The sequence below is a fragment of the Streptomyces sp. SM1 genome (assembly GCF_002910825.1).
GTDB lineage: Bacteria > Actinomycetota > Actinomycetes > Streptomycetales > Streptomycetaceae > Streptomyces > Streptomyces okerensis.
Genome location: NZ_NEUB01000742.1, coordinates 1 through 12,636 on the forward strand (window position 1 = coordinate 1; position 12,636 = coordinate 12,636).

Below are 12,636 nucleotides of genomic sequence, written 5' to 3' on the forward strand. Positions count from 1 at the left end.
GACGCGCCCAGCAACGCCAGCACCAGCCCGGCGGCCAGTGACCACCACTCGCTCCGCAGCCGCCCCCGGACCCGGGCCCACTCCTGGTTCACCCGGGGCCACCCCGGCGGACCGTCTCCCAGCGTGCCCCCGCCGGCCGGCAGCAACCGTGCCCGCCGTACCCCGGCGTGCCCGCCGCCCAGCAGCCAGGCGGCGGCTCCCAGACAGGCCACGGCCGCGCCCGTCGACACCTCGGTCGTCCCGCTCATCGCCCGGCCTCCTCCCCCGGACCGTCACCCCGCGCGTTCCGGAGCAGCTTCCGCAGCCGCTCCCAGCCGCGCTCCGGGGCGAACGCCTCGGAGCCCCATCGCAGCGCCGGCACCGTCCGCACCAGCCCCGACGGGTCCCGCTCCAGCACATGCACCTCCGCGATCCGCCGCCGGCCGCTGCGGTCCCGTACGAGGTGCAGCACTACCGAAAGGGCGGCGGCCAGCTGGCTGTGCAGGGCGAGCCGGTCGAGTCCCGCGGCCGTACCGAGCGCCTCCAGCCGGGCCGGCACATCCGCGGCGGCATTGGCGTGGACCGTGCCCGAACCGCCTTCGTGGCCCGTGTTGAGGGCCGCCAGCAGATGGGCCACCTCCGGTCCGCGGACCTCGCCCACGACCAGCCGGTCCGGGCGCATCCGCAGCGCCTGGCGCACCAGGTCCTCAAGGGTGACGAGGCCCGCGCCCTCCTGGTTGGCGGGCCTGGTCTCCAGGCGCACGACGTGCGGATGCTCCGGGCGAAGTTCCGCCGAGTCCTCGGCCAGGACGATCCGTTCGTCCGGTCCGACCAGTCCCAGCAGCGCGCTCAGCAAGGTCGTCTTGCCGCTTCCGGTCCCGCCGCTGACCAGGAACGACAACCGCGCGTCCAGCAGTGCCCGCAGCACGCGGTCCCCGCCCGGCGGCACCGTCCCGGCCGCCACCAGTTCACCGAGCGTGAAGGCGCGCGGCCGTACGACCCGGAGCGAGAGGCACGTGCAGCCCACCGCCACCGGGGGCAGTACCGCGTGCAGCCGTGTCCCGTCGGGCAGCCTCGCGTCGGCCCACGGCCGGGCGTCGTCGAGGCGCCGGCCGGCCACGGCGGCGAGCCGCTGGGCCAGGCGCCGGACGGCCGTCTCGTCCGGGAAGACGACCTCACTGAGTTCCAGCCCGCCACCGCGGTCCACCCACACCCGGTCCGGAGCCGACACCAGGACGTCGGTCACCGACGGATCGGCCAGCAGCCGTTCGAGCGGTCCGCTGCCGACGAGCTCCGACCGCAGCTGTTCGGCGGCACCCAGCACTTCGGCGTCCCCGAGCACCCGGCCCTGGTCCCGCAGCGCCTGCGCCACCCGGGCGGGTGTCGGCTCGCTCCCGCTCTCGGCCAGCCATCGCCGCACCCCGTCGAGCAGGCCGGGAGGCATCCCCGCCCCGCTCGTCGCCGACTCCCTCATGCCGCCCTCGCCTCCACCAGCGCGCGCTCCCAGAACTCCTTGCAGAAGCGGGCCAGCGGGCCCCTGCCCGATGTGCCGGGGGGTCGTCCGGTGCCGTGCGAGCGTTGAAGGGCGGGTTCGACGGGCACGTCTCCCGCGAGGGGCAGGCCCAGCAGCCGGGCCACCTCACGGTCGTCCAGGCCCGGCGCGTAGGGCCCGCGTACCGCCACCCTCAGATCACGCAGGACCATGCCCACGGCGGAGGCGACACGGCCCGCCGCCGCGATGGCGCGCAGCTCCGCGGGGACCACGAGGAGTCCGAGGTCGAGCTGGGCGAGGACTTCGGCGACCCCGTCGTCGACACGGCGCGGAAGGTCGACGACCACGGTGCCGCCACCGCGCCGGGCCGCGGCGAGCACCGCGCGCACGGCTCGGGGCGGTACGGCGAGGCAGTCGCCGCGGTCCCAGCTGAGCACCCGCAGCGAGTGCAGCTCCGGGAGCGACTCCTCCAGGGCCCCGCCGCCGACCCGCCCGCGTGACGCGGCGAACGCGGGCCAGCGCAGCCCCTTGGCCGCCTCCCCGCCGAGGGCCACGTCGAGTCCGCCGCCCAGGGGATCCGCGTCCACGAGCAGGGTGCGCAGTCCCTCACGCGCGGAGGTGACGGCGAGCGCGCACGCGAGTGTGGAAGCTCCGGCGCCGCCCCGGCCGCCGATGACTCCTACGGTCAGGGCCGGCCGGCCGACCCCTTCGGCCACGTCGGCGATGCGGTCGACCAGCCACTGTTCGCCGTCGGGCAGCATCAGCACGTGGTCGGCGCCGATCTCGACGGCCCGGCGCCAGACCCCGGAGTCGTCCTGGTCCCGTCCGACCAGCACCACTCCGGGCCGGCGGGCCGCCCCGCGCACCCGGCGCGCGGCATCGTCACCGACCAGCACGAGCGGCGCCGTCTCCCAGCTGCCCCTCGCCTCCGGCGGCCCGTGCCGAACCTCCGGTGTGGCTCCGGCCGCCGCGCACAGGCGCAACAGGTCGTCGAGGAGCCCGGCGTCCTCCGTCACGATCAGCGGTGCCCCCTGCCGGCCTCCTCCGGAGGCGGGCGGCGGGTCGTGGGTGATGGTTCCGTTCATTTTCGTCCCCCTTTGACGTATCTCCCGCGCAGCCTCTGCGGCCCCGCGATTCCCAGGCGTGCGAGGAACCGGCAAGCGGTCCTCCTGTGAGCGGCCGGCAAACCGGCCGAGCGCGGCCCGGCAAACGGAACCGGGCGTGAACTCGCGGCGAGCGGGCCGCGCTGGAATCACGGTGCGACGAACCGGATAGAGATGTGGATCTTGGTCGATTTCTGTGGACGGGGCGGCGACTGTGAATATCGCGGTCACTCATACCGGTGAGTCCCGCACGCTTTCCGTGCGAGACCCGTAGAGCAGTCCGACAGCTACTCCGCGTTTCTTTGCGTGTGCATGACAAGATCGCCCATGCGGGCATCGCTGCGGCGCCTCAAGCGCGGCCAGGGAGGAGAAAAAAAGCATCCGGACATGCGACGACCCCCGCCGGGGGGGAGAGCGGGGGTCGTCCCCACGGCCGACTCGGGGGGGGGGAGGAGTCGGACCGGGTTAGACACGGTCGCGAACGATCCGTGACTTCCATGGTGTACCCGAGAGCCTTCTCAGGCAAACCCACGCGCCACACCTTACGCCGAATGGGCTGCGCCTATGCTCATGGATGTGGAAAACCACTCCTTGCCCCGCACAGCCGCCTTCTTTGACCTGGACAAGACGGTCATTGCGAAGTCGAGCACGCTCACCTTCAGCAAGTCGTTCTACCAAGGCGGCCTGATCAACCGCAGGGCGGTCCTGCGTACCGCCTACGCCCAGTTCGTGTTCCTCGCCGGCGGCGCGGACCACGACCAGATGGAGCGCATGCGCAGGTATCTGTCAGCCCTGTGCCGGGGCTGGAACGTCCAGCAGGTCAAGGAGATCGTCGCCGAGACACTGCACGACCTGATCGACCCGATCATCTACGACGAGGCCGCCACCCTCATCGAGGAGCACCACACCGCGGGGCGGGATGTGGTGATCGTGTCCACGTCGGGCACCGAGGTGGTCGAGCCGATCGGCGAACTCCTCGGCGCCGACCGGGTCGTGGCCACCCGGATGGTCGTGGGGGACGACGGGTGCTTCACCGGAGAGGTGGAGTACTACGCGTACGGGCCGACCAAGGCCGAGGCGATCCGCGAACTGGCCGCCTCCGAGGGCTACGACCTGGCCCGTTGCTACGCCTACAGCGACTCGGTGACCGATGTGCCGATGCTGGAGTCCGTGGGCCATCCGCACGCCGTGAACCCCGACCGCACGCTGCGCCGCGAAGCCCTCGCGCGGGAGTGGCCGATCCTCGACTTCCACCGGCCGGTGCGCCTCAAGCAGCGCTTCCCCGCGTTCTCCGTACCGCCCCGTCCCGCCCTGGTCGCGGCGGCCGCGATAGGAGCGGCGGCGGCCACCGCCGGCCTCGTCTGGTACGCCAGCCGACGCCGCGCGACGGCGGCCTGAGCACCGGCCCACGGGCCTCGCGGACGGGCGCCTGCCACCTCCCCGTCCCGGCGTCCGATTGACGCGCCTTTGAGCCCAGAAGCAAAGAAGCAGGGCCAGGACTTCCCCTTGCTGCGAACCCGGAGTACAAAGGACTTAACGGCCCGCGAGACCAAGGACATCCGAGAGGATCACCTTCACAACGCATTCGGCCCCACGGACCGCGCATGAACACCGGGCACCCACGCGACGTCGACCCGTCGATTACGGGCCAGCCGCACCAGGTGACGGGCAAAGTTCCCGACCTGATGGGCATATTCCGAGGACGCTTGGTAACGCGGTGAACATGCCAGCGGCGGTACGAGTATTCGTACCGCCGCATCTTCGCGCTCCCCCGCGCCTTTTTTCAGGCCGCCCCGCGCTGCAGCGCCTCGCACACCGCCGTCGACTCCCGCGCCCCGAGCTCGACCGCCCGCCCGCAGTGCGCGATCCAGGCGGCCACTCCCTCGGGCGTACCCGAGGCATAGCCCTCCAGCGCCCGCAGATAGGCCTCCCGGCCCAGCTCGGCGTGACCGGCCTCGGCGGGGCAGACCGACTTGGGGTCGAGTCCGCTGCCGACCAGGACGATGCGCTCGGCCGTGCGCGCGACCAGCCCGTTGTGGGAGGTGAACGGGCGCAGCGTCAAGAGCTCGCCGTGCACGACCGCGGCCGTCACCAGCGCCGGCGCGGATCCGCCCGCGATGACCAGCCCGGACAGGCCCTCCAGCCGTCCGTGCGCCTCCGGTGCGCCGGGCAGGGGCAGGGTGATCAGCGGTTCGTCGACCGGCTCGGCCTCCTGCCGGGGCCGTCCGACCTGCTCGGCCTTGTCGGCCGCCGCGACCAGATGGAGCCGGGCCAGCACCCTCAGCGGAGACTGCCGCCAGATGGACAGCAGCTGGCCCGCCTCGGCGGTCAGCCGCAGGGCGGCGCCCACCGCGCGCGCCTCGCCGTCGCCGCTGAAGTCGCTGCGCCGACGCACCTCCTCCAGCGCCCAGTCGGCACCCGACAGCGCGGCCGAGCCACGGGCACCGCGCAGCGCCGCCTCGGAGGTGATCTCATTGCTGCGCCGCCGCATGACCCGGTGTCCGTACACCCGGTCCACGGCCTTGCGCACGGACTCCACGGAGTCGGCCACACCGGGCAGTCCGCCCAGGGCCGCGAGCGGGTCGGCGGTCGCGCCTGTCGTACTCATGAGTGCGACCCTACGCACCCCGGCTGCCCGCCCCACGATGGAGTGGTCTTCTTCACGCCCGACTGTCACACAGAGCCATACATCCATTACGTTTGGTGAACATGAAAATTGCTTTCGTCGGGAAGGGCGGCAGCGGCAAGACCACCCTGTCCTCCCTGTACATCCGCCACCTCGCGGCCGCCGGGGCTCCGGTGATCGCGGTCGATGCCGACATCAACCAGCATCTCGGAGCGGCGCTGGGCCTGGAGGAGGCGGATTCGGCCGCCCTGCCCGCGCTGGGTGAGCACCTGCCGCTGATCAAGGACTACCTGCGCGGCACCAACCCACGCATCGCCTCCGCCGAGACGATGATCAAGACGACGCCGCCCGGGGAGGGCTCCCGGCTGCTGCGGGTGCGCGAGGACAATCCGGTCTACGACGCCTGTGCGCGTCCGGTGGAACTCGACGGCGGAGCCGTCCGTTTGATGGTCACCGGCCCCTTCTCCGACGCCGACCTGGGGGTCGCCTGCTACCACTCCAAGACCGGAGCGGTGGAGCTGTGCCTGAACCACCTGGTGGACGGACCCGACGAGTACGTCGTGGTCGACATGACCGCCGGCTCGGACTCCTTCGCCTCCGGCATGTTCACCCGCTTCGACATCACGTTCCTCGTGGTCGAGCCGACCCGGAAGGGAGTCTCCGTCTACCGGCAGTACAAGGAGTACGCCCGCGACTTCGGCGTCGCCCTGAAGGTCGTCGGCAACAAGGTGCAGGGCCCGGACGACCTCGACTTCCTCCGCACGGAGGCCGGGGACGACCTGCTCGTGACGGTGGGGCACTCGGACTGGGTCCGGGCCATGGAGAAGGGCCGGCCGCCCCGGTTCGAACTCCTGGAAGAGCCCAACCGGCAGGCCCTGCGTCTGCTGCGCTCGGCCGCCGACGCGACGTACGAGCTGCGGGACCGGGAGCGCTACACCCGCCAGATGGCGCACTTCCATCTGAAGAACGCCCGGTCGTGGGGGAACGAGCGCACGGGGACCGACCTGGCGGCCCAGGTCGACCCCGCTTTCGTGCTCGGCGAGAACGTCACGGCGTCCGCCTGACGCTCACCCCTTGGCCGCGGGCGACCCCGGCGCGCCCTTGGGGGCCGGGGCGGGGCCACCGGCCAGGAAGGACGTCCAGCCCTTCTTCGGTGCCTCGCCGACGCCCAGCGTGCGCAGTTTCGCCAGGGTCGCCGGGTCCTGGGCGTCCAGCCAGTCGGCCAGCTGCCGGAAGGAGACACAGCGCACGTCGGACTTGTTGCACACCGTCTCGATGACCTCCTCGACGGCCCGCATGTAGGTGCCGCCGTTCCAGGACTCGAAGTGGTTACCGATGATCAGGGGCGCCCTGTTGCCCCGGTAGGCCCGCTCGAAGCCCTGGAGCAGACCGTCCCGCATCTGGTCGCCCCACATCTCGTGCTTGGCGGGGTCGCCCTGGGTGGTGGCACCGGACTGATTGACCATGAAGTTGTAGTCCATGGTGAGCTGTTCGAAGGAATGCCCGGGGAAGGGAACGAGCTGCATCGACAGATCCCACAGCCCTTCCTTCTTCTGCGGCCACAGCTGGTTGTTGACACCGCTGGTGTCGTAGCGGAAGCCCAGCTCGCGGGCGGCCTTCATGAAGTTCTCCTGCCCTTCCAGGCAGGGAGTGCGGGCGCCGATGAGCTCCTTGTCGTAGTCGAAGGGCAGCGGAGCCGAGTTCTTCATGCCGGAGTTGGTCTTCCAGGTCTTCACGAAGCGCTTGGCCTGGGCGATCTCTTCCTTCCAGTCCGCCACCGACCATTCGCCGACACCCCCGGCGCTGCCGCAGAAGTGCCCGTTGAAATGGGTACCGACCTCGTTGCCCTCGAGCCAGGCCAGCCGCAGTTGCTTCACGGTGTCGGCGATGCCCTGCTGATCGTTGAAGCCGATGTCGGAGCGGCCCGGGGAGTGCTGCGGCGGCCTGTACAGGTCGCGCTTGTCCTCCGGAAGGAGGTACACACCGCTCAGGAAGTACGTCATGGTCGCGTTGTTCTCCCTGGCGACCTTGCGGAAATGGGAGAAGAGCTTCTGGCCGTCCTCCCCCGCGCCGTCCCAGGAGAAGGCCACGAACTGCGGTGGTTTCTCCCCGGGCTTCAGCCGCTTCGGCCGGGGCAGATGGGGTTGCGCCCCGGTGTACGCGGTGGAGCCGTCGCCGATGAGCCGGACCACGTTCTTCGGTGCGGGCGCCGGCTCGGCCTTCTCCTGGCCCCGGGTCTGTTCACCGGCACTGTCGGCGCCGGTCCCGCAGGCGGCGAGCGAGGCGACGCAGACCGCGGCGATCACGGTGCCCGTGGCGGTCCTGTGGGTGGCGGCCATCCGCCCACCTTCTTCCTTCTCTCGGGCCGAACTCGATGAGGCGTTGTCTGGTGCTGTGCCGGTCCATACCGACAGCGCCGTCAAAGTCGCACGGAATGAGGAAGGAATTAATACGACAAGCCGATGAAATACCCACTTCACTCGCTGGAGTGAGTCACTCATCCATATGCCCGGAAAGTCTATGCCAATCCTTTACTCTGCATTACGATTCGCTTACTGATTGTTGTCATTCCCGCCGTTCTGGGGCCATGCCCCACGGCCGCGACCGCCCCGCCGCCGAGCGGGGCCCGCCAGTCACGCGACCGCGCAGACCCAAAGGAGACGGGACACCATGTCAGCCTGCGTTCCCGCCCGCGCCGCCGATTCCGACCGCACCGAGCGCGCCCACCCGCCCCACAGTCCGCCACCGCCCGGCCCCCGGCGTTTCCGTGTCGCGAGCGCCGACATGTCGGCCGCCGTCGCGGTCTTCCTCATCGCCCTTCCGCTGTCCCTCGGTATCGCCCTCGCCACCGGCGCGCCTCTCCAGGCCGGACTGGTCGCCGCCGCCGTCGGCGGTCTCGTCGCCGGCCGGATCGGCGGCTCCCCTCTCCAGGTCAGCGGCCCGGCCGCCGGACTGACCGTCGTCACCGCCGACCTCATCCAGCACTACGGATGGCGTACGACCTGCGCCATCACCGTCCTCGCCGGCCTCGCCCAGCTCGGGCTCGGCTGTCTGCGGGTGGCGCGCGGTGCGCTCGCCGTCAGCCCCGCGATCGTGCACGGCATGCTCGCCGGCATCGGCGTCACCATCGCCGTCGCCCAGCTGCACATCGTCCTCGGCGGCACCCCGCAGAGTTCCGTCCCCGACAACCTCCGTGCGCTTCCCGCCCAGTTGGCGAACCTGCATCCGGCGGCCCTCTCGGTGAGCCTGCTCACCCTGACCCTGCTGCTGCTCTGGCCGAGACTCCCCGGCCGGACCGGACGCCTGCTGCGTGCGGTCCCGGCAGCGCTCGTCGCCGTCGCCGGAGCCACCGCGATCGCCACCGCGGCCGGTCTCGTGCTGCCCAAAGTGGACCTGCCGTCCTGGCGCAACCACGCGCTGGCCGGACTGCCCGAGGGCCCGGTACTCGGCCTCGCCGCCGCCGTGCTCACCACGACACTGGTGTGCAGCGTGCAGTCGCTGCTCGGCGCGGTCGCCGTGGACAAGCTGGTGTCCGGACGCTCCGGTCCCGGACCCGTCGGGCGGTCCGACCTGGACCGCGAACTGCTCGGTCAGGGCGCGGCCAACATCGTGTCCGGTTCGCTCGGCGGACTGCCCGTGGCCGGTGTCGCGGTACGCAGCTCCGCGAATGTCCGCGCCGGTGCGGTGAGCCGGAACTCCACGATGCTGCACGGCGTTCTCGTAGTGGCCGCCGCGCTGTTGCTGGTCCCGCTCCTGGAGTTCATCCCGCTCGCCTCGCTCGCCGCCCTGGTGATGGCCGTCGGCATCCAGATGGTCTCCCTGCACCACATCCGCACGGTGGCCCGCCACCGGGAAGTGCTGGTCTACGCCGTGACCACCCTCGGCGTCGTGTCCCTCGGCGTTCTGGAGGGCGTCGCCCTCGGTATCGCCGTCGCCGTCGCCGTGGCCCTGCACCGCCTCACCCGCACCCGTATCACTCATCAGGTGGAGGAAGGAGTCCACCACGTACATGTCAGAGGGCAGTTGACGTTCCTCGCGGTGCCACGGCTCAGCCGGGCCCTGCATCTCGTACCCCAAGGGGCCGGTGCCGTCGTGGCCTTGGACGGCTCCTTCATGGACCACGCGGCGTTCGAGGCGCTGCAGGACTGGCAGAACACCCACACCGCGCAGGGCGGCACCGTCGAGATCACCGGCCGCCGTGCCGGCGTCCGGATCGCCGAACCGGCCGCCCTCTCCTCCACGCACCCAGCCGGTGACCCCCAGGCGGCCGACGCGTCCGACGCCGACTGCCGCTGCCGGCCCTGGACGGCCTGGCGCAACCACCAGTGCGAGCGCCCGCGGCCCCTGCCGGACACCGACCGCCGACCGGGCCCGGCCGACGGAAGGACCGCAGCGGACGGAGCCGGCGGCACGGGCGGAACAGGGAGATCAGCAGACGGAGTGGGGAGAACGGACAAAGCAGCGGACGGAGCCGGCGGCACGGACGGAGGAAGGAACGGAGGGACCGAACGGCGGGAGGGCACCGGCGGCAGCCGGCTGGTACGCGGCATCAGCACGTTCCAGCGCAACACCGCTCCCCTGGTCCGCGGCGAGCTGGCCCGGCTGGCGCGTGAGGGACAGCGGCCCGCACAGCTCTTCCTGACCTGCGCCGACTCCCGGGTGGTCACCTCCATGATCACGTCCAGTGGCCCGGGGGACCTGTTCGTGGTGCGCAACGTCGGCAATCTCGTGCCGCCGCCCGGGGCGGAGAGCGGCGACGACTCGGTGGCGGCCGCCATCGAGTACGCCGTGGACGTCCTGGCGGTGCGCTCGATCACGGTGTGCGGGCACTCGGGATGCGGTGCCATGCAGGCACTGCTCGACGACTCCGGGCCGGGCGGCGCCCCGACGCCGCTGAGACGCTGGCTGCGGCACGGGCAGCCGAGCCTGAAGCACGTGGAGGGCGTGAGCGGACCCCCGCCGCGGCTGACCGGCCGGCAGCCCGCCGACGCGGTGGAGGAGCTGTGCCTGGCGAACGTGGTGCAACAGCTGGAGCACCTGCGCGCCCACGAGTCGGTGGCCCGGGCCCTGAAGGACGGGGCCCTGGAACTGCACGGGCTGTACTTCCACGTGGGAGAGGCTCAGGCGTACCTCCTCACGGAGCGGGACGAGGAGCGCGTGTTCGATCGGGTCCGGGCCGTGGACCTGGCGTGGTGAGCCGGCCCGTCCGGGTGTGAGAGGCGTTACACCCCTTGAACCCACTTGCTCCGGGGCCCGTGGGAAGGGGTGACGCACATCGCACCACTCGACTCCGACAGGTCTAAACCAATTTCCCGTCGGCCCTTGTCATCGCACCCCCGGGTCTGATGAGCTGTGGCCTGGGACACAACGGACACCCTGGGAAAGGCAGATGCCGTGAGCAATGAAAGCCTGGCCAACCTTCTGAAGGAGGAGCGTCGCTTCTCGCCCCCCGCCGACCTGGCCGCGAACGCCAACGTCACGGCGGAGGCGTATGAACAGGCCAAGGCTGACAGGCTCGGCTTCTGGGCCGAGCAGGCCCGCCGGCTGACCTGGGCCACCGAGCCCACCGAGACCCTGGACTGGTCGAACCCGCCGTTCGCCAAGTGGTTCCAGGACGGCGAGCTCAACGTCGCCTACAACTGCGTGGACCGTCATGTGGAGGCCGGGCACGGCGACCGGGTGGCCATCCACTTCGAGGGCGAGCCGGGCGACAGCCGCGCCATCACCTACGCCCAGCTCAAGGACGAGGTCTCCAAGGCCGCCAACGCCCTGCTGGAGCTGGGGGTGCAGAAGGGCGACCGGGTCGCCGTCTACATGCCGATGATCCCCGAGACGGCCGTCGCGATGCTGGCCTGCGCCCGTATCGGGGCCGCGCACTCCGTCGTCTTCGGCGGGTTCTCGGCGGACGCGCTCGCCACCCGTATCCAGGACGCCGACGCGCGGGTCGTCATCACGGCCGACGGCGGCTACCGGCGCGGCAAGCCCTCCGCGCTCAAGCCCGCCGTGGACGAGGCCGTCGGACGCGTGGACAACGTGGAGCACGTACTCGTCGTCCGCCGCACCGGGCAGGACGTCGCCTGGACCGAGGGCCGCGACGTGTGGTGGCACGACCTGGTGGAGCGCCAGAGCGCCGAGCACACCCCGCAGGCGTTCGGCGCCGAGCACCCGCTGTTCATCCTCTACACCTCGGGGACGACGGGGAAGCCGAAGGGCATCCTGCACACCTCCGGCGGCTACCTGACCCAGACGGCGTACACGCACTGGTCCGTCTTCGACCTCAAGCCCGAGAGCGACGTGTACTGGTGCACGGCCGACGTCGGCTGGGTCACCGGGCACTCCTACATCGTCTACGGCCCACTCGCCAACGGCGCCACCCAGGTCATGTACGAGGGCACCCCGGACACCCCGCACCAGGGCCGCTTCTGGGAGATCGTGCAGAAGTACGGCGTGACGATCCTCTACACGGCGCCCACCGCGATCCGGACGTTCATGAAGTGGGGCGACGACATCCCCGCGAAGTTCGACCTGTCCTCGCTGCGGGTGCTGGGCTCCGTCGGTGAGCCGATCAACCCCGAGGCGTGGATCTGGTACCGCAAGAACATCGGCGGGGACCGCACCCCGGTGGTGGACACCTGGTGGCAGACCGAGACCGGCGGCATCATGATCTCGCCGCTGCCGGGCGTCACCGACGCCAAGCCGGGCTCCGCCCAGACCCCGCTGCCGGGGATCGCCGCGACCGTCGTCGACGACGAGGCGAACGAGGTGGCCAGCGGCGGCGGCGGTTACCTGGTTCTCACCGAGCCGTGGCCGGCGATGCTGCGCACCATCTGGGGCGACGACCAGCGCTTCCTCGACACGTACTGGTCGCGCTTCGAGGGCAAGTACTTCGCGGGCGACGGCGCGAAGAGGGACGACGACGGCGACATCTGGCTGCTGGGCCGGGTCGACGACGTGATGCTGGTGTCCGGGCACAACATCTCGACCACGGAGGTCGAGTCCGCGCTGGTCAGCCACCCCTCGGTCGCCGAGGCGGCGGTGGTCGGGGCGACGGACGAGACGACCGGCCAGGCGATCGTGGCCTTCGTGATCCTGCGCGGCACGGCGGCGGAGACCGAGGACCTCGTCGGGGAGCTGCGCAACCACGTGGGCGCCACGCTCGGCCCGATCGCCAAGCCCAAGCGGATCCTGCCGGTGGCCGAGCTGCCCAAGACCCGCTCCGGCAAGATCATGCGCCGTCTGCTGCGGGATGTCGCGGAGAACCGCCAGCTCGGAGACGTCACCACCCTGACGGACTCCACGGTCATGGATCTCATCCAGGCCAAGCTGCCCCAGGCGCCCGGCGAGGACTGAGCGGGCGGCGGCTGATCCCCACCGATCCCCCAGGGGGTGTCCGGCGCACCCGTGCGCCGGACACCCCGGGACTGCTGGTGCAGCTC

At 71.4% G+C, this 12,636-nt stretch carries 8 protein-coding genes and 1 pseudogene; 4 read left to right on the top strand and 5 right to left on the bottom strand.

The features are described from left to right. From B9S61_RS21860 to ssd, 3 genes and pseudogenes are all read right to left on the bottom strand, one after another. A pseudogene (locus B9S61_RS21860) lies at positions 1–248 on the bottom strand (hypothetical protein); the annotation flags it as partial. Further along, on the bottom strand, positions 245–1,453 hold the full coding sequence (locus tag B9S61_RS21865) for a TadA family conjugal transfer-associated ATPase (protein WP_103543782.1): 1,209 nt from the start codon (positions 1,451–1,453) through the stop codon (positions 245–247). The gene B9S61_RS21865 and the pseudogene B9S61_RS21860, both read right to left, overlap by 4 nt. Beyond that, positions 1,450–2,556, bottom strand: coding sequence for a septum site-determining protein Ssd (ssd, locus tag B9S61_RS21870; RefSeq protein ID WP_103543783.1), 1,107 nt, complete (start codon positions 2,554–2,556; stop codon positions 1,450–1,452). The genes B9S61_RS21865 and ssd overlap by 4 nt, the downstream gene beginning before the upstream one ends. A gap of 582 nt (positions 2,557–3,138) precedes the next feature. Between ssd and B9S61_RS21875 the strand changes: the two genes are divergently transcribed. Beyond that, the gene (locus B9S61_RS21875; protein WP_103543784.1) at positions 3,139–3,972 is read left to right on the top strand and encodes an HAD family phosphatase; all 834 of its coding nucleotides are present in this window, start codon (positions 3,139–3,141) and stop codon (positions 3,970–3,972) included. Positions 3,973–4,357: 385 nt separating this feature from the next. Here B9S61_RS21875 and B9S61_RS21880 read toward each other — a convergent pair whose 3' ends face one another. Beyond that, positions 4,358–5,182, bottom strand: coding sequence for an oxidoreductase (locus B9S61_RS21880; RefSeq protein ID WP_103543785.1), 825 nt, complete (start codon positions 5,180–5,182; stop codon positions 4,358–4,360). 101 nt (positions 5,183–5,283) lie between these two features. Between B9S61_RS21880 and B9S61_RS21885 the strand changes: the two genes are divergently transcribed. Further along, on the top strand, positions 5,284–6,264 hold the full coding sequence (locus B9S61_RS21885; protein ID WP_181007474.1) for an ATP-binding protein: 981 nt from the start codon (positions 5,284–5,286) through the stop codon (positions 6,262–6,264). Positions 6,265–6,267: 3 nt separating this feature from the next. On the opposite strand, the gene B9S61_RS21890 is transcribed toward B9S61_RS21885, so the two are convergent. Further along, positions 6,268–7,539, bottom strand: coding sequence for a hypothetical protein (locus B9S61_RS21890; protein ID WP_103543787.1), 1,272 nt, complete (start codon positions 7,537–7,539; stop codon positions 6,268–6,270). 331 nt (positions 7,540–7,870) lie between these two features. On the opposite strand from B9S61_RS21890, the gene B9S61_RS21895 reads away from it, so the two are divergent. Together B9S61_RS21895 and acs are read left to right on the top strand one after the other, a co-directional pair. After that, complete coding sequence (locus tag B9S61_RS21895) at positions 7,871–10,396, top strand: bifunctional SulP family inorganic anion transporter/carbonic anhydrase (RefSeq protein ID WP_103543788.1); 2,526 nt, start codon at positions 7,871–7,873, stop codon at positions 10,394–10,396. Positions 10,397–10,594: 198 nt separating this feature from the next. Beyond that, entirely contained in the window at positions 10,595–12,550 is a 1,956-nt protein-coding gene (gene acs / locus B9S61_RS21900) for an acetate--CoA ligase (protein WP_103543803.1), read from the top strand. Positions 12,551–12,636 lie beyond the last annotated feature (86 nt).

What these genes read in the sequence shown, in the direction of transcription:
- B9S61_RS21875 (WP_103543784.1), top strand. Translation starts at nt 3,139, where the DNA reads ATGCTCATGGATGTGGAAAACCACTCCTTGCCCCGCACAGCCGCCTTC.
- B9S61_RS21880 (WP_103543785.1), bottom strand. Translation starts at nt 5,182, where the DNA reads ATGAGTACGACAGGCGCGACCGCCGACCCGCTCGCGGCCCTGGGCGGA.
- B9S61_RS21890 (WP_103543787.1), bottom strand. Translation starts at nt 7,539, where the DNA reads ATGGCCGCCACCCACAGGACCGCCACGGGCACCGTGATCGCCGCGGTC.
- B9S61_RS21895 (WP_103543788.1), top strand. Translation starts at nt 7,871, where the DNA reads ATGTCAGCCTGCGTTCCCGCCCGCGCCGCCGATTCCGACCGCACCGAG.
- B9S61_RS21865 (WP_103543782.1), bottom strand. Translation starts at nt 1,453, where the DNA reads ATGAGGGAGTCGGCGACGAGCGGGGCGGGGATGCCTCCCGGCCTGCTC.
- ssd (WP_103543783.1), bottom strand. Translation starts at nt 2,556, where the DNA reads ATGAACGGAACCATCACCCACGACCCGCCGCCCGCCTCCGGAGGAGGC.
- B9S61_RS21885 (WP_181007474.1), top strand. Translation starts at nt 5,284, where the DNA reads ATGAAAATTGCTTTCGTCGGGAAGGGCGGCAGCGGCAAGACCACCCTG.